Here is a 16,340-nt window from a genome sequence, read left to right as displayed (position 1 = left end):
CAAAGCATGTCAAGACTTGACTTTACCGACTCAATTAATCACAATGTGGCACTTGTTTACGGGCTGGTGAAAATTCTTCTGATGAAGATTTTTAGATGTAATTTCAGCCCGCCCAGACCAATCTATTTTCAAGGAGTGCACGAGTGGCAAACTCTGCTCAAGCTAAAAAACGTGCTCGTCAAAACGTTAAAGCACGTAAACACAACGCTAGCTTACGTTCAATGGTTCGTACATATCTTAAACGCACAGTTGCAGCTATCGCAGCTGGTGACTATGCAGCAGCTACTGAAGCTTACAAAACTGCAGTACCTGTAATTGACCGTATGGCTGATAAAGGTATCATCCATAAAAACAAAGCTGCTCGTCACAAGAGCCGTTTAAATGCACAAGTTAAAGCTTTAGCTGCTAACTAAGTTGCATTGTAAAAAAGCCCTTTTAAGGGCTTTTTTTATATCTAAAATTTATAATTTAAACCATTTAACTTACAAACAAATAGTCAAAATTACACTCCACTTAAGCTATTCGCACTTTAATCATGCTCAAATAGTTTAATTGATGAAGAAGAAAAGCTAATATTGAACTTTATTGCAAAGATAAATTTTTAAAATTACGGATTGCCAATTCGTGCCGTTCGCCACGCCAAATCCAGCGCAGTTTAGAATCTAGAAATTTATCACCTTCAAACCACACAAACAAACCTTCCATCATCTGTGGCCAGTCTCTTTGATCTAAACTTGTTCTGCCCGAGATGACCGTAATAATCGCAGCCAAAATGGTATCGTGACTCACAGCCAAGCTTAGACCATTGTTACACTGTGGGTGAGTGTTATAAATCAACTCAAGCACATCAATCACCCCGCCAATGGGATGCTTCATGCCAGGTAAAGCATTCTTCACAAAACTATTAATAAAACCCAAAGCACCTTGGTCTTGAAAATAAGGCCCTGCCTGCTGAATATCCAAAACAAAACTTCCAGGTTCAACCAATAGCCCTTGTTCAACAATTTCAATATGATGCGTATTCGGTTGAATAATCTGATCAGCACCTTCAATCATCAAGGCAGCTGTATCAACACAACGCTGGATCGGGCTTGAAATACAATGCTGAATAACCCGATCAGTATTTTCAACTAAATGTTGCCCCCAAGCTTGCGCAAGTTCACGCCCGGATTCGGTTAACTGTAAGTCATACCCCGCCAACCCCTGCCCAGCGACTTGCTCACGCACAGAATGACGTGTGAATAAAGTGACAGGAATTTTTGGATCTGGTAACAAATCCAAAGCATGTAACATGCTGGGTGGTAACAACTTCAGCGACATAAAAATTGTAAACTAGTCTAATCAATACACACTATAGCATGGCTTTTTCAGTAAACCAGTTCACAATACGACGTTAGTAAGGGCCTCTAATGCTATTTTTTGGTTATCTTTATCTCTAAAGGCAATAAATCCATCATTTAAAACTGTATCTCTTTGATTATAGGTAAAGGGAATCGCACTTAAACTCACCAAACCACCACCAATACTTTCTAACAATCCCTGTCCAGAACTGGTATCCCATTCTGAAGTCGGGTGAAATCTAGGATAAATATCAATTTCACCTTCAAGCATCATACAAAACTTATATGCGCTCCCCGCCTCACGACGAATCACAGGATTGTCTTGTTCGAGATATTCAATATATTGTTGGTATTTTGGATTTTTACTACTGTGGCTTAAACCGACTTGAATCGCATCAGTTTCATTATCTTTAAACTTACAGTAACGTTCCCACGTTTTTTGACTAAATGAATATTTATAAGGTAATTCAGTTAAATACCCGACATACATGACTTGTTCGGTTGGCACAGCAATCACAGAAAAGACCGTTTGATTATTTTCAATCAAACTTAAATTAATCGTAAATTCATCCCGTTCATGAATAAACTCCTTTGTACCATCCAAAGGATCAAGCATCCAACAGGTTGACCACGTATGACGTTCAGAGTGATCATTTTCCTCTGAAAGCACCGGAATGTCAGGGGTTAAAATAGCCAATTGTTCAATTAAATAAGCATTCACTTTTAAATCCGCTTGTGTCACAGGCGAATGATCATCTTTTTCTATAATTTTAAACTCACGCCCAGCGCAATAATTTTGGTATTCTTCCAATAGAATTTTACTTGCAAACGCCATGATTGGAACTAAATTTAAAATTTGTTGATCTTGTGGTGCTTGAGTTGTAATAAACATGGATAAAAACCTATTTTATGTCTGATTTAACCAAGCCAATTATCATGTTCGATATGGATGGCACCTTACTCGACCTTGCTTTCGATGATTCGATCTGGAATATCAAACTCCCAGAACGTCACGCGCAAATACATCAATGTACTTTAGCGCAAAGTCATGACACTTTGTATGCATTCTATCAAGAACACAAGCATACATTATCATGGTATTCATCTCGCTACTGGACGGCTAAAGTGGGCGTTGATGTTCTTCAACTTCAACACGACTTTAAAGATAAAATCCGTCCACGCAAAGGATGTTTTGAACTATTAAAAACACTTAATGAGCAAGGCTATCGTTGTTGGTTACTGACCAATGCTGATTGCGCAGGTTTAAAACTTAAACTTGAAAATGTCGATCTCAGCCCATATTTTGAAGTCATGATCAGTAGCGAAGAAATTGGATATTCCAAAGAATTTGTTGAATTTTGGCAAATCCTCCAGCAGAAATTCCCATTCGATCCAAACAATGCCATGCTCGTTGATGACACTGCACCAGTGCTTAAAGGCGCTGAAAAATTTGGGCTTCAGCATTTGGTGACGATTACCCAACCGTCGAGTGATCGACCAGAACGCAATATTGATGAATTGGGATACTCTGCGATTAACAATCTTACAGAATTACTCAACTTATTAGACATGATTGAATTTAAGGAATTAAATGTCAAAACAGCCTGAGCAACTGAATGAATCAATGCGCATCGATAAATGGCTTTGGGCAGCTCGTTTTTTTAAAACACGCTCGATTGCCAAGCATGCGATTGAAGGTGGTAAGGTTCACCACAATAATGACCGTATTAAAGTTTCTCGTGAAGTTCGTATTGGTATGGAACTTACCATCCAACAAGGTTTTGAAAAAAAGACTGTCGTGGTAAAAGCACTCTCCGCTGTACGCGGTGGCGCTCCATCAGCACAACTCTTATATGAAGAGACTGAAGCCAGTATTGCAAAACGCGAGTTGCTTTCTTCGCAAAGAAAATTGCATAATCTTGCACGACCTGACCACCGACCAAGTAAAAAAGATCGTCGAGATATCAGTAAGTTTAGACAAGAAAATGGTCAACAGTTCGATCAGCAGTGGTCTTATGATGACGACTAATAGCACGACAATTTATGTCGTAGCTCATTAGAATGACATAGAATACATATTTTTTTTCTGTCACTATAAGCCTTGTGGACATGAGAATTTATTTAATACATCCACTTAAGTTATTAGTGATATTACATCGTTTTTGAGGTTACGAGATGGATGAGAACAAAAGCAAAGCGCTCACTGCGGCTTTAAGTCAAATTGAAAAACAATTTGGTAAAAACTCAGTGATGCGTTTGGGTGACAATACTGTTCAAGCAGTTGAAGCTGTATCAACAGGCTCTTTAACACTTGATATTGCATTAGGTATTGGCGGACTTCCAAAAGGTCGTATTGTAGAAATCTATGGTCCTGAATCTTCAGGTAAAACCACAATGACTTTACAAGCGATTGCTCAATGCCAAAAAGCAGGCGGAACGTGTGCGTTCATCGATGCTGAACACGCATTAGATCCACAATATGCGCGCAAGCTGGGTGTAGACCTCGATAACCTATTAGTTTCTCAGCCTGACCATGGTGAGCAAGCCCTTGAAATTGCAGATATGCTTGTACGCTCTGGTGCTGTAGACATGATCGTTGTCGATTCTGTTGCTGCACTCACCCCTAAAGCCGAAATTGAAGGCGAAATGGGTGACTCGCATATGGGACTTCAAGCACGTCTTATGAGTCAAGCACTGCGTAAAATTACAGGTAATGCGAAACGCTCAAACTGTATGGTGATCTTCATTAACCAAATTCGTATGAAAATTGGTGTGATGTTTGGTAGTCCAGAAACAACAACTGGTGGTAATGCACTGAAATTCTATGCCTCTATTCGTCTTGATATTCGTCGTATTGGTCAAGTCAAAGAAGGCGATGAGATTGTTGGTTCTGAAACACGTGTGAAAGTAGTGAAGAACAAAATGGCCCCCCCATTCCGTGAAGCTGTTTTCCAAATCATGTACGGCAAAGGCGTGAATCATTTGGGTGAACTCGTTGACCTGTCTGTCGCGCAAGAACTCGTTCAAAAAGCAGGTGCTTGGTATTCATACCAAGGCAATAAGATCGGCCAAGGTAAAAACAACGTGATACGCCATTTGGAAGAAAACCCTGAAATAGCAATCGAGCTCGATCGCATGATTCGCGAACGTCTACTTGTAACTGCAACTCCAGCACCTACTGATGAAAAAGAAGAAGAAACTGACTTTCTAGATGTTTAAACTCATCATATATCGTTAAACTATAAAACGCCCTTTTGGGCGTTTTATTTTATTTGTACTTGAGCAGATCCTGTTATGAATGACTCTTCAAAAGATGCTAAATTCCCTCAATTCATCGATTACCAAAAACTTAAAGATCAATATGGTGATGAATTAAGCTCAAAAGATTCAAACTCCTCAGATTTATCAAATTCAACACACTCAGAATTAATATTTGATCATCAATCATTTTCAAAAAAAACCAACAATACGAGTGATGATACTTTAGAAGATACCGAGAATTCAGGTCAAAAAACTAAGCGACCTGGATTAACAGGCACACGATTAAGATCCTACGCTTTTGCAGTATTAACCCGTAAAGAATATTCAAAGAAAGATTTGATTGAAAAACTCGCTTTATATGCCGATAACCGTGAAGAAGTAATTACTCTCGTCGATGAGCTTTCAAGAGAAAATTACCAAAGTGATCAACGAGTTGCTGAAATGGTGGTACGAAGCCAAATACGCAAAGGCAAAGGACCGAATCGGATCAAACTCGCGCTACGTGCAAAGAGTATAGATAAAGAGCTTGCTCAAAATGACATGAATGAAATTGATTGGTATGAAGAAGCTTATCAATTAAAAGTCAAAAAATATGGAATTGACGTTTCTAAAGATCCCAAAATTAAAGCCAAACAGATCAGATTTTTACAATATCGGGGGTTTGAAATGGATGCGATTATGAAAGCGATTTCACGTAAAGAAAGTGATCATGAATAAAAAATAAAGTTTAAATCGAGATCAAGCTAAAACAAAAATTGTGAAATGATAAATTAGAATTAAATAATATTATTATAAGAAACTGGTGGCAACCCCACTAGCAAAACTTCGGCACATCGTATTTCTGATACCGTTGCTACCTTCCGGTCCTGGCGGGGTTTTCAGAGTACAATTGCGAAGCCACCAGCGGGGCTACCATTGCAAGGTCAGAGTATAGAGACTTTTAGCAATCTTGCAAGAGTCTTTTTACAATATATCCAAGTGTTTCATTCAACTGATTATTTTACAAACAACCTATGTAGAATTAAAGCAATCTTCAAATTCAACTCGTGAATTTTCATCTATTTAATTTGTATACCAACATTGTAAATACGTATTGCAATTCAATCCTAAGCTGTTTTACATTGGATTAAATTTTGACTTTCACATTTAATCTAACCTACAGATTAAATATTTGATATTTTGGATTAATAAAATGCTCATTAAGCATACGCTACTTGCCCTCTCTCTTACATTCATCGGTATCGGGCAAGTTTATGCCAATATTCCAATTGAATCCCGCGGTCTGAGCCAAAGTAGCTCAGGAACCTTTAATACGCCACAAGCTACTCCTACCCCAACCAATACCAGCTGGGATTTAATTCAGCAAAATCAGCGTTTAGAGAATCAATTACGTGAGTTACGTGGAAAAATTGAAGAACAAGATCACCAAATAGATCAACTCAATAAAGAATTAACCAATCGCTATACTGATCTAGACCAACGATTAGAATTACTACAGCAAAAAATCGATCCAACCGATGAAACTGCTCCTGAAAGTCAGTCTGAAGAAACAAATCCCACTTCTGGTCACAATTCACCGCTAGATAATTCAGAGCCAGTAAGCAACTCTACACCTGCATCAACAGGCAATCAAACTGTAAGTAGCACCAATCAAGCCGAATTAGATAAAGCTGCTTATACGGTTGCACTAGAAGCTTATAAACAAGGTGGTGCTAAAAAAGCCATAGCGCCCATGCAAAATTTCGTGAAGAACAATCCAAATAGTGTCTACACTGGGAATGCTTATTTTTGGTTGGCTGAATTCAATCTAGCGATTGAACCACCCAATTATGATGAAGCTAAAAAAAACTATGAAACGGTAGCGGCCAAATTTCCAGATTCTAGCAAAGCTCCCAGATCACTTTACCAACTCTACAGCATTGCGAAAGATGTAAATAAAAACACACAAACGGCTGAAGTCTATAAAAACAAGTTGATTGCGACCTATCCACAATCTGAAGAAGCGGGTTTCTTTAAAAATAGCTAAATCAGCTTAGTCAGAAATACTAGACATTAAAAAAGACATCCGAAGATGTCTTTTTTATTCACTACCCATTTATTGCAAATCAATATTTTATATCCATATAAAATATGAAAAGAGCTTTTCAACAAAGAGTAGTTACAACATAACTTAACGCACAATACCGCGCTTAGATTCAATCAATGAGTCAATCAATAATTGAACTTCAGTAACGTTTGGTAAAATATCAGCTGTTATTTGTTCAATCGCTTGTTCAGTCGTCAAGCCTGATTTATAAATTAGTTTAAAAGCATCACGTAAGCCATTAATCACTTGCTTAGACCAACCTTTACGACGCATACCTTCAAGGTTAAGACCGAACGCATGTGCAGGATTTCCAGACGCCATAACATAGGCAGGAACATCTTTAACAATTAAAGATGCACCACCAATCATGCTATAAGAATCCACCTTACAAAATTGATGAATCCCAGAGTTACCACCAACAATCACGTAATCCGCGATCTGAACATGGCCAGCAACACCCACGTTATTTGCAAAAATATTGTTACTTCCAACAACGCAATCATGTGCAATATGCGTATTGACCATTAACAGGTTATTACTACCAATTTTAGTTAACGACTTATCCTGAGCAGTGCCACGATGCAAACTACAATGCTCACGAATTTTATTGTTGTCACCAATTTCCAGCCAGGTTTCTTCACCTGAATATTTAAGGTCTTGACAAACTTCGCCCACACTGGCGAATTGGAAAATTTCATTTCCGCTTCCAATACGTGTGTAACCACCAATCACTACATGGGAGTGTATTGTCGTGCCTGAACCAATAGTAACATTTGGACCAATAATCGTGAAGGGACCAATTTTGACATCGTCAGCAATAACTGCTGAAGCATCAATAATTGCAGTAGAATGAATTAAGTCGTTTTTACTCATGCCTGCTCTAGTTTCTGATGAGAGATAATAATTTCAGCTGTCGCTGCCATCACACCATCAACACTGGCAGTACATTGGTATTTGTAAATGCCGCGTTTTTGCATAATGAGTTCTGATTTTAACACGAGTTGATCACCCGGAACGACTTGTTTTTTAAAACGAACCCGCTCAGCACCCGCAAATAAGAACAAAGAACCTGGTCGCGGCTTCTCATCGTTCATAATAAAACCAAGTACTCCTGAGATTTGCGCCATCGCTTCCACAATCAACACACCTGGCATAATTGGATATCCAGGAAAATGTCCCTGCATAAACTCTTCGTTTATGGAAACATTCTTATAGCCCACGATACTGTTTTCATGAACTTCAGTCACACGATCTACAAGCAAAAATGGATAACGATGTGGAAGATACTCACGAATCGTTTGGATCTGCATCGGTAATTCAGGAACCGCGAAAGGTAAAGTTGAAGACTCAGTCATAATTATTTACGCAAATTTAAAGTTGATTCGATTGACTCGATTTGAGACTGCATATCATCTATTTTTTTCACAAGTTTGGTCAATGGCACATCTGCTAATTGTCGAAGGCGAACAACTGTACGTTTCCATTTCTGATTTTCAAATAATCCGATTCCCGAAGAATAAGTTCCAGCCTCAGAAATATTATTTGTCACCATTGACATTCCTGTCAATGTTACATTATCAACGATATTTAAGTGTCCTGAGATTGCAGAAGCTCCACCCACAATACAGTTTTTGCCAATTGTTGTACTGCCTGCAATAACGGATTTAGCAGCAAATGCTGAATGAGCACCGATTTTTACGTTATGGGCGATTTGCACAAGGTTATCAATAATGACACCATTTTCAATCACGGTATCATCAAGTGCACCCCGATCAATACTACAATTTGATCCAATTCGAACATCATTTCCAATGATCACCGAACCCAGTTGTGCAATTCGATTCCATTTTCCTTGATAAGGTGCGAAGCCAAAACCTTCGCTACCAATAACGGTATTAGCATGAATACGTACGCGATCAGCAATTTTAGATTCGCCAGTGACAGTGACATGAGAATCAATAAAGCAATCACGACCAATTTCTACATATTCATCAATTTTAGTATGAGAGTTAACAATAGTATTTGATCCTACAACAGCATTTTCACCGATCACTACATAATGACCAATATAAGCATCATCAGCGACGATAGCGGATGGATCAATTTGAGCTGTGGCTTCAATGCCACGTTTGGTCACTTTAGATTCAAAGGCATGCGTCAGAATCGCAAAAGCAAGATATGGATTTTTAACGACAATGAAGTTTTGATGTGTACTTAACTTTTCTTTCATTTCAGCAGTGACGATGAGCGCACCCGCTTGAGAGGATAACGCCTCATCCAAATACTTTTCAGCATTTACAAATGAAATGTGATGTGATTGTGCTTGACCTAAGCTAGCAAGACCGACCAGCTTGAGATGAGATTGACCAATTGGCTCACCTTGAACAAGCTGAGCCAAATGATCGAGTTGAAACTGATTTGATTTCATTGCTTATTTGATTGCATTGACCTTTTGAATCATTTTAGCAGTTAAATCATATTTAGAGTCAAACGCCAGTGCAGCATTTTTATTTAAAACCAAATCAAGGCCATTTTCTTGACGAAGCTGCTCTGCTGCTTGTTTTACACGGGTTTCAAATGTCTTATTGGTGTTCTGAATCGTCGTTTGAACACGCGATTGGACACTTTGCTGCAATGTCGTAAATTCAGTCATTTTAGCTTGGTATTGTGTTTCGATCTGCTTTAGGTTTGCACCTTTCGCTTGAGACTGTTGTTGCAAAGCTGACAACTCTTTGTTCAACTGTTCAAGCTTGGTGGCCTGAGGCTTAATAGATGCTTCTAAACTTGCATTTTGTTGTTTCAAGTACTGACTACTCTCTACAACTTTTTCAAGATCAATCACACCATAACCAGCCGCGTTCACTACTGCAGATAAACTAAGCGACAAAATTGCTAAGCTTAATTTTTTCATTGTTATATCGCCTCTTCCACAAATCAAATTAAATCGATTTTTGAATAAGTAGCGATCGCACTTAGAAAGTACGACCGATCTCGAATTGGACATTCTTGGTTTCATCACCCAACTTATCATTTAATGGGAATGCATAACTCAGAGATAATGGGCCAATCATGGTAATCCAAGTAAAACCAACACCTACGCTATAACGCATATTGTCGGTTTTAAAGCCAAAATTATCTTTACAATATTGTTTAGCATCTACAGTTGGATTTGCTTCATTTAAATATAAATTACCATTTGGAATATCGCACTGGGTATCAAAGACTTGTGCACCTTCTGCAAAGATCACAGGACGAACCTGACGAGCCCAATCACCTTTAAATGGAACAGGCAAAACCAATTCAGTACCAAATTGAACTAAGGCGTTACCACCCACTTCTTCTGGATCACGATCTAACTGGTTCTGCTCATTAAATGTTACACCTGGATATTTTGGACCCAAAGTACTGTTGTCATAACCACGTACCGAGCCATATCCACCCGCATAATAATTTTTGTAGAAAGGTAAATCATTACCAAAACCTAACTTACCATATCCACGAAGTACAAAGTCCTTTCCTAAAGGAAAGAAAGCCTGTGCATCATAAGTCACTTTTTGGAATTCAACATCACTACCTGGTAGTGCAACTTCAGCATTCACTCGATGTGACATACCTGAGGTCGGGAACATTGGACGGTTTAAAGTATTATACGACCAACCCAAATTCAAATTATAGGTTAAGAACTCACCCTTAAATTCATTTTCAAAAGACTCCCACCCCTCATCATTTACACCACAAACTTTATCAGTCTCATTCCACAAACCTGTTGGACAATAAATTCCTGTTTTACCTGACCCTTTACCACCATTGGCAAGCAAATAATCACGTACATAGGTAGAAACGTAAGGGCCTGTAGTCACTTCAGTATTATCAACATTCAAACCTGCACTGATGCTTTGGTTTTCATCAATTGGATAACCAAAGGTTAAACCACCACCAAAACTATCTGTGACATAGTTGTTGACGTTGTAGTCATCATCAAGCTTTGTTTTACGGTAATACATATTATAACCACGACTCACACCATCAATCGTGAAGTACGGGTCTGTAACACTCAGGTTATAATAATCTTGAGTTTCAGAACGGGAGAAATCCACTGAAACACGGTTACCAGTACCCAAAAAGTTGGTTTGACTTAAACCCGCTTGGAAAGTAATACCACCATTTTGAGAATAACCTACTGCCAAGGTACTTGTACCTGAGTGTTGCTCTTCAACACTAACATTCAGATCGACCTGATCAGGCGCACCTGGTACACGAACAGACTTCATTTCGACTTTACTAAAGAAACCTGTCCGCTCTAAACGAATTTTAGAAAGCTCGATTTTCTCATTACTTGCTAGCGCACTTTCCATTTGACGCATTTCGCGGCGCAATACTTCATCTGCAGTCTTGGTATTACCACTAAAGTTAATACGACGCACAGTGACTTGCGAGCCCGGATTAATATAATAATTCAACGCAACCGTATTGTTCTGCTGATCAATCTCAGGAACAACATTGACTTCAGAGTAGTAATAACCGGCATTGCCATATTTTCTTTGAAGCAATTGCTTAACAGCATTTACTTTCTCTTGAGAATAAACATCACCCTCTTTATAAAGTTTAAGCGCTTCCAATTCTTCGGTTTTATAAAGTGCATCACCCAAGAATTTAGATTCAGCGAATTTAAATTGTTGACCTTCTTCAATAGACACTTCAATAAAGATCTTTTTCTTATCTTCGCTAATATTTAAATTTGAATTGTTAATTTCAAAATTAATGTAACCTTTGTTTAAATACAGAGCGCGTAAAGATTCAAGACTCGCTGCCATTTTTTCACGTGCATAACGATCATTACGTGAAATTACTGACATCCAACCGCTTTCTTTAACAGCAAATACTTGCTTAATATCATCTTCTTTAAAAACAGTATTACCAATGATGTTAATGTCAAAAACTTTTGCTGCTTTACCTTCATTAAAGTCGACATTCAACTCAACACGGTTATTCGGACGAGCAACTGTTTCAACTTTTACATCGGCATCATAACGACCTTGCTGAACATATTGTTGTTCTAATTCTGTTTCCAAAGTTTGAACTGCTGATTTTGTGAAAATCTCACCTTCAGCTAAGCCCATTTTCTTCAAACCCTCTTCCAATGCTTCCTTTGGAATGAGCTTGTTTCCTTTTAAATTGATTTTAGCAATGATTGGTCGCTCAACCACTTTAAAGACCAAAACGCCATTTTCTTCAGAAGCTTGAATATCATCAAAGGCATTAGAGGCATACAAAGCACGAATCGCATTGGCAATCGCAGGATCATTTACATGCTCTCCCGCATTGATTGGCAACATTGCCAAAACATTGGCTTGAGTAAGTCGTACCAAGCCATCTACACGCACATCCCGTGCGATAAACTCGTCTGCTGCATATACTTGTTGTACTGCTGCCATTGCGCTAACGAGTGCCAATGGCATAAATAAATGTTTGTGCTGCATGCCTATTGTTTTCCAGTAAGTTAATTTTTCAATCAAACGCTATAAACGCATAAAATCATTAAATATTGCAAGGAACATCATACTTCCTAACAATAACATACCTATTTTTAATCCAACCAATTGTATTTGTTCAGAAACAGGTTTACCACGAATTAATTCAATAAAATAATAGACAAGATGCCCACCATCCAACATAGGGATCGGTAATAAATTTAAGATCCCTAAACTTACACTCATCAGCGCCATAAATGAAATGAATGTTTTCCAACCCATTTCAGCACTTTGACCTGCAACTTTTGCAATCGTGATAGGACCAGACAAGTTATCCAACCCAATTAAACCTCGAACCATTTTAACAATCGAGTTTAAAATCATCGAAGAAAGCTGACCTGTTTTTTCAACAGCAACCACAAAAGCTTCAGCTGGATTGTATTGAATCATTTGCTTATATTCAGCAGGAATATTGATTTGAGATGTTTGCGCTTGAACGCCCAACATACCCGTTGTATTCCCCATATTGTCACGTTTACCTTGCGGCATCACCTGAAGATTTACAATCTTACCTTCACGTAAAACAGAAATAGCCAACAATTTTTCAGGCGATTTTTGAACCACATCAACCACATCAAACCAATCTTTCATTGGTTGATTGTCGATAGAGATAATCTTATCTCCCTCTTTCATCCCTTGGCGTACTGCCGCACCATCATCACTTAATTTGTAAACAACAGCAGGAATAACGGGTCGATATGGTGTAAAACCTAAAATATCTAGTGGTGACTGTGACTGATCTTTTAAAAAATCATGAATAGGCAGTTGAACATTTTGAGCCTGACCATCACGTAAAGTTTCTAAATGGATATAACCTGTCTCACCTACACGATCAACCAGCGCATAGTTGAGTTTTTCCCAAGTTGGAGTGTCTTGACCATCGACAGCTACAATTTTATCGCCAGCTTTCATTTGAACAGACGCGGCTGGTGTATTCTCAATCACTTTACCAATACGAGTATTCAATTGCTCTTGAGCAGGTAAGAATAGAATCCAAAATAAAAGCACAGCAAAAATCAGATTAACCAAAGGGCCAGCCGCGACAATCGCAATACGTTTCCATGGTGATTGTCGATTAAATGCGTAAGGTAAGTCTTCTGCACTTACATTTCCCTCACGCTCATCCAACATTTTGACATAACCACCCAGTGGTAATGCGGAAAGCTGATACTGGATTCCTGATTTTCTTGATGTCCATTTTAGAATCGTTGGACCAAAGCCGATGGAGTAAACCAAGACTTTTACACCTAGTTTTCTTGCCACCCAATAATGACCAAATTCATGAATGGCAATAAGTGGCCCTAATAGCAAAATTGCAGCGACGATAATAAATAGAACATTCATATTAACTGCTCAACTTAGCAATATATTGTGAAGCAATTTGACGTGATTGTTGATCTATATCGAGAATCATTTCAATACTAGTTGCAGCCATATTTTCGATTTTATTTAAGCTATGTTCAACCACTCGTGGAATATCAAGGAAGCCAATACGTTCACTTAAGAATGCTTCGACAGCCATTTCATTCGCAGCATTTAAAATTGCAGGTGCCACACCACCTTGACGCATTGCATCACGCGCGAGTTTGAGTGATGGAAAACGCTGTAAGTCGGGTTCTTGAAAATCGAGCTGAGTATTAAATACATTTAAAGCAGGCACATCGGTTTGAATACGCTTCGGCCACGCTAAAGCATGCGCGATCGGCGTACACATATCAGGATTTCCCATTTGCGCCAAAGTTGAACCATCCACATATTGAACCATAGAATGAATGATACTTTGCGGATGAACAACGACTGTAACAAATTGTTCTTCAATTGAAAATAAATGACAGGCTTCAATTAACTCCAAGCCTTTGTTCATCAGCGTTGCTGAATCGACTGAAATCTTCTGACCCATAGACCAATTAGGATGTTTACATGCTTGCGCAGGAGTCACTTGTTTAAGTTGTTCTAAGCTATGATTAAGGAATGGGCCACCTGATGCAGTCAATAAAATTTGAGCAACACCTAAGGTTGGCTGACCTTTCTTTTCGATTTCTAAATAATTCTGAGGGAGGCACTGAAAAATTGCATTATGTTCCGAATCTACAGGAAGCAATAATGCATGATGTTCACGAGCAGTCTGCATCATAATGTCACCAGACATCACCAATGCTTCTTTATTTGCCAACAGCACTCGCTTTCCAGCTTTTACAGCCGCCAATGTTGGCAGGAGTCCTGCAGCACCTACAATCGCTGCCATGACCACATCAACATCAACATGCTCAGAAACAGCGATTAAACCCGCTTCATCTGCTAAAACTTCAACGCCTTGAATATTTTTTTGCTTAAAAATTGCTTGTAGTTCATCCACTTTATTTAAAGGAACTACAGCAATCTTAGGTTGATACTGTTTGCATATTTCACTCAACTGCTCAAGTCGACTAAATGCCGAAACAGCAAAGACTGAATACTCATCTGGATGCTGATCTAAAATTCTTAACGTACTTTGACCAATTGAACCTGTGACACCTAATATACAAACAGATTGAGACATCTATAAATCTACACCAATAAGTTTTAAAACATACATACCTGCTGCAAAAATTGGCGCCGCAGCAAGCAATGAATCAATTCGATCTAGTACGCCACCATGACCTGGCAATACACGACCTGAGTCTTTTATTCCAGCTCGACGCTTAATCATCGACTCAAACAAATCACCCAATACCGAACTAAATACAGTGACAAGTGAAAGAATCAGGAACAAGATGTGTTGTGTTAAAGACAAATTTAGATATAGCGATTGAACTACTACGATGATTATTGCGGCGGTAATGATTCCACCAACCAACCCTTCAATTGACTTATTTGGACTCACTTCAGGCGCTAATTTACGCTTTCCTAATTTACGTCCAACAAAGTAAGCGCCACTATCAGCCCCCCAAACAAGAAGGAATAAATACATTAACCACCAAGGTGAACTTGACCATACCTCAAAGATTGCTGTAACAGCAGCACTGATAATCACTAAGCCAATAAAATTAAGACTTGGGTTATACCATCCATCATTCGATGGATAACTTCTGACCCAAAAGAGACTAATCAACCATGTAACAATGGATGCACTCCATAAAAGCAGTGCTAAATCATTAAAATATAATGCTAAACCAGAAAAAAAGGCAGTTAATATGCCAAAGCATCCTGCTTTGATTTTACTCACTTGATCAGTTTGACGTGGCATGAGTTTAAACCACTCATAACCACCTACCCCCGCAGCGACAATCATTAACACCAACATTGGATCAGGTGATGTTGTAGCAAACATACAGCTTAGTACAATAGCAACCAAAACCAAGGCGGTAATTATCCGCTCAAACATTATTCGTTCTCTATTTTCTCTTGTTGAATTTGCTCTGACGTTTTACCAAACCGTCTTTCACGCCCTGAAAACACTCCGAAGGCATGATCCAGTTCTTCCGTGGTAAATTCAGGCCACAAAGTTTTTGTAAAATATAACTCTGCATAAGCGGACTGCCACAATAAGAAATTAGATAAGCGATAATCACCACCCGTACGAATCAAAAGATCCACTGAAGGCAAATCACCTAAACTAATCTGCTGAGCAAAGAGTTTTTCATCAATTTGCTCGACATCTAGCTGCTGTTCTTTAACCATTTTCGCAAGATTTTGAGCAGTCTGTGCAATATCCCACATCCCCCCATAACTCACTGCAATAGTCAGCGTCATGTTGGTAAACTTAGCAGTCCTTTCTTCAGCGTGCAACATTAATTCACGCAACTCTGAAGAGAGTCGGCTACGATCACCAATAAAACGCAAGGAAATTTCAAATTCGATCATACGAGGAATCTGCTCATGAATTGTTTCTTTCAACAATTGCATCAGCAAATCAACTTCGTATTGGGGACGATTCCAGTTTTCACTAGAAAAAGCATAAACCGTTAGGGCTTTAACACCGACTTTACGACAATGCTCTACAATCGGATCAAGGACGTGTTTACCTTCACGATGCCCATCACCTTTTTGCATTTCTTTCTTTTTGGCAAAACGATTGTTGCCATCCATAATGATGGCAACATGTTGAGGAATAATCTGTTCTTCAGAAATGGTCATCCGAGA

General features: G+C 38.7%; 17 protein-coding genes and 1 other RNA gene. 6 read left to right on the top strand and 12 right to left on the bottom strand.

From position 1 onward, the window contains the following. Positions 1 to 143: 143 nt before the first annotated feature. Positions 144 to 413, top strand: coding sequence for a 30S ribosomal protein S20 (rpsT, locus tag AC5YD2_RS04915; RefSeq protein ID WP_067659159.1), 270 nt, complete (start codon positions 144 to 146; stop codon positions 411 to 413). Between the two features lie 169 nt (positions 414 to 582). On the opposite strand, the gene AC5YD2_RS04910 is transcribed toward rpsT, so the two are convergent. Both AC5YD2_RS04910 and AC5YD2_RS04905 read right to left on the bottom strand, forming a co-directional pair. Next, a complete protein-coding gene (locus AC5YD2_RS04910) occupies positions 583 to 1,320 on the bottom strand; it encodes a histidine phosphatase family protein (RefSeq protein WP_496125246.1) in 738 nt (245 codons plus the stop codon). A 60-nt stretch (positions 1,321 to 1,380) separates the two neighbouring features. Beyond that, positions 1,381 to 2,232 carry a 3'(2'),5'-bisphosphate nucleotidase CysQ family protein gene (locus AC5YD2_RS04905; protein WP_496125245.1) on the bottom strand — a complete coding sequence of 284 codons (852 nt, stop codon included), beginning with the start codon at positions 2,230 to 2,232 and terminating at the stop codon, positions 1,381 to 1,383. A gap of 17 nt (positions 2,233 to 2,249) precedes the next feature. Here AC5YD2_RS04905 and AC5YD2_RS04900 point away from each other — a divergent pair, with 17 nt between their 5' ends. From AC5YD2_RS04900 to AC5YD2_RS04885, 4 genes are all read left to right on the top strand, one after another. Then, complete coding sequence (locus tag AC5YD2_RS04900; RefSeq protein WP_496125244.1) at positions 2,250 to 2,948, top strand: HAD-IA family hydrolase; 699 nt, start codon at positions 2,250 to 2,252, stop codon at positions 2,946 to 2,948. Continuing rightward, on the top strand, positions 2,932 to 3,369 hold the full coding sequence (locus AC5YD2_RS04895) for an RNA-binding S4 domain-containing protein (RefSeq protein WP_496125243.1): 438 nt from the start codon (positions 2,932 to 2,934) through the stop codon (positions 3,367 to 3,369). The genes AC5YD2_RS04900 and AC5YD2_RS04895 overlap by 17 nt, the downstream gene beginning before the upstream one ends. Positions 3,370 to 3,515: 146 nt before the next feature. After that, on the top strand, positions 3,516 to 4,559 hold the full coding sequence (gene recA, locus AC5YD2_RS04890; protein ID WP_496125242.1) for a recombinase RecA: 1,044 nt from the start codon (positions 3,516 to 3,518) through the stop codon (positions 4,557 to 4,559). Positions 4,560 to 4,634: 75 nt separating this feature from the next. Next, positions 4,635 to 5,318, top strand: coding sequence for a regulatory protein RecX (locus AC5YD2_RS04885; RefSeq protein ID WP_496125241.1), 684 nt, complete (start codon positions 4,635 to 4,637; stop codon positions 5,316 to 5,318). 92 nt (positions 5,319 to 5,410) lie between these two features. Here AC5YD2_RS04885 and ffs read toward each other — a convergent pair. After that, an RNA gene (gene ffs / locus AC5YD2_RS04880) (signal recognition particle sRNA small type) lies at positions 5,411 to 5,507 on the bottom strand. 286 nt (positions 5,508 to 5,793) lie between these two features. On the opposite strand from ffs, the gene AC5YD2_RS04875 reads away from it, so the two are divergent. Beyond that, positions 5,794 to 6,627: a YbgF trimerization domain-containing protein gene (locus AC5YD2_RS04875; protein WP_496125240.1), complete on the top strand. Its 834-nt coding sequence runs from the start codon at positions 5,794 to 5,796 to the stop codon at positions 6,625 to 6,627. Between the two features lie 144 nt (positions 6,628 to 6,771). On the opposite strand, the gene lpxA is transcribed toward AC5YD2_RS04875, so the two are convergent. From lpxA to uppS, 9 genes are all read right to left on the bottom strand, one after another. Then, positions 6,772 to 7,560 (bottom strand): acyl-ACP--UDP-N-acetylglucosamine O-acyltransferase, encoded by a 789-nt coding sequence (gene lpxA / locus AC5YD2_RS04870; RefSeq protein WP_496125239.1) that lies wholly within the window; start codon positions 7,558 to 7,560, stop codon positions 6,772 to 6,774. Further along, positions 7,557 to 8,042 (bottom strand): 3-hydroxyacyl-ACP dehydratase FabZ, encoded by a 486-nt coding sequence (gene fabZ / locus AC5YD2_RS04865; protein ID WP_496125238.1) that lies wholly within the window; start codon positions 8,040 to 8,042, stop codon positions 7,557 to 7,559. The genes lpxA and fabZ overlap by 4 nt, the downstream gene beginning before the upstream one ends. Before the next feature lie 2 nt (positions 8,043 to 8,044). Next, positions 8,045 to 9,115, bottom strand: a complete 1,071-nt coding sequence (gene lpxD, locus AC5YD2_RS04860) for a UDP-3-O-(3-hydroxymyristoyl)glucosamine N-acyltransferase (protein ID WP_496125237.1) — start codon at positions 9,113 to 9,115, stop codon at positions 8,045 to 8,047. A gap of 3 nt (positions 9,116 to 9,118) precedes the next feature. After that, positions 9,119 to 9,598 carry an OmpH/Skp family outer membrane protein gene (locus tag AC5YD2_RS04855; protein ID WP_496125236.1) on the bottom strand — a complete coding sequence of 160 codons (480 nt, stop codon included), beginning with the start codon at positions 9,596 to 9,598 and terminating at the stop codon, positions 9,119 to 9,121. Positions 9,599 to 9,659: 61 nt separating this feature from the next. Beyond that, the gene (gene bamA, locus AC5YD2_RS04850; RefSeq protein WP_496125235.1) at positions 9,660 to 12,167 is read right to left on the bottom strand and encodes an outer membrane protein assembly factor BamA; all 2,508 of its coding nucleotides are present in this window, start codon (positions 12,165 to 12,167) and stop codon (positions 9,660 to 9,662) included. A 39-nt stretch (positions 12,168 to 12,206) separates the two neighbouring features. After that, positions 12,207 to 13,562 carry an RIP metalloprotease RseP gene (gene rseP / locus AC5YD2_RS04845; protein ID WP_496125234.1) on the bottom strand — a complete coding sequence of 452 codons (1,356 nt, stop codon included), beginning with the start codon at positions 13,560 to 13,562 and terminating at the stop codon, positions 12,207 to 12,209. A gap of 1 nt (position 13,563) precedes the next feature. Beyond that, entirely contained in the window at positions 13,564 to 14,757 is a 1,194-nt protein-coding gene (gene ispC, locus AC5YD2_RS04840; RefSeq protein WP_496125233.1) for a 1-deoxy-D-xylulose-5-phosphate reductoisomerase, read from the bottom strand. Continuing rightward, positions 14,758 to 15,582, bottom strand: coding sequence for a phosphatidate cytidylyltransferase (locus AC5YD2_RS04835; protein WP_496125232.1), 825 nt, complete (start codon positions 15,580 to 15,582; stop codon positions 14,758 to 14,760). Next, positions 15,582 to 16,334 carry a polyprenyl diphosphate synthase gene (gene uppS / locus AC5YD2_RS04830; protein WP_496125231.1) on the bottom strand — a complete coding sequence of 251 codons (753 nt, stop codon included), beginning with the start codon at positions 16,332 to 16,334 and terminating at the stop codon, positions 15,582 to 15,584. Before uppS ends, AC5YD2_RS04835 begins: the two co-directional genes overlap by 1 nt. Between the last annotated feature and the right edge of the window lie 6 nt (positions 16,335 to 16,340).

It is taken from the genome of Acinetobacter sp. CY73 (assembly GCF_059515865.1).
The sequence above is the reverse complement of the archived record's forward strand: the minus strand, read 5'-3'. Positions and strand labels throughout refer to the sequence as shown.

What these genes read in the sequence shown, in the direction of transcription:
- ispC (WP_496125233.1), bottom strand. Translation starts at nt 14,757, where the DNA reads ATGTCTCAATCTGTTTGTATATTAGGTGTCACAGGTTCAATTGGTCAA.
- AC5YD2_RS04910 (WP_496125246.1), bottom strand. Translation starts at nt 1,320, where the DNA reads ATGTCGCTGAAGTTGTTACCACCCAGCATGTTACATGCTTTGGATTTG.
- AC5YD2_RS04905 (WP_496125245.1), bottom strand. Translation starts at nt 2,232, where the DNA reads ATGTTTATTACAACTCAAGCACCACAAGATCAACAAATTTTAAATTTA.
- fabZ (WP_496125238.1), bottom strand. Translation starts at nt 8,042, where the DNA reads ATGACTGAGTCTTCAACTTTACCTTTCGCGGTTCCTGAATTACCGATG.
- recA (WP_496125242.1), top strand. Translation starts at nt 3,516, where the DNA reads ATGGATGAGAACAAAAGCAAAGCGCTCACTGCGGCTTTAAGTCAAATT.
- AC5YD2_RS04855 (WP_496125236.1), bottom strand. Translation starts at nt 9,598, where the DNA reads ATGAAAAAATTAAGCTTAGCAATTTTGTCGCTTAGTTTATCTGCAGTA.
- AC5YD2_RS04875 (WP_496125240.1), top strand. Translation starts at nt 5,794, where the DNA reads ATGCTCATTAAGCATACGCTACTTGCCCTCTCTCTTACATTCATCGGT.
- rseP (WP_496125234.1), bottom strand. Translation starts at nt 13,562, where the DNA reads ATGAATGTTCTATTTATTATCGTCGCTGCAATTTTGCTATTAGGGCCA.
- AC5YD2_RS04835 (WP_496125232.1), bottom strand. Translation starts at nt 15,582, where the DNA reads ATGTTTGAGCGGATAATTACCGCCTTGGTTTTGGTTGCTATTGTACTA.
- lpxA (WP_496125239.1), bottom strand. Translation starts at nt 7,560, where the DNA reads ATGAGTAAAAACGACTTAATTCATTCTACTGCAATTATTGATGCTTCA.
- AC5YD2_RS04895 (WP_496125243.1), top strand. Translation starts at nt 2,932, where the DNA reads ATGTCAAAACAGCCTGAGCAACTGAATGAATCAATGCGCATCGATAAA.
- AC5YD2_RS04900 (WP_496125244.1), top strand. Translation starts at nt 2,250, where the DNA reads ATGTCTGATTTAACCAAGCCAATTATCATGTTCGATATGGATGGCACC.
- AC5YD2_RS04885 (WP_496125241.1), top strand. Translation starts at nt 4,635, where the DNA reads ATGAATGACTCTTCAAAAGATGCTAAATTCCCTCAATTCATCGATTAC.
- lpxD (WP_496125237.1), bottom strand. Translation starts at nt 9,115, where the DNA reads ATGAAATCAAATCAGTTTCAACTCGATCATTTGGCTCAGCTTGTTCAA.
- bamA (WP_496125235.1), bottom strand. Translation starts at nt 12,167, where the DNA reads ATGCAGCACAAACATTTATTTATGCCATTGGCACTCGTTAGCGCAATG.
- uppS (WP_496125231.1), bottom strand. Translation starts at nt 16,334, where the DNA reads ATGACCATTTCTGAAGAACAGATTATTCCTCAACATGTTGCCATCATT.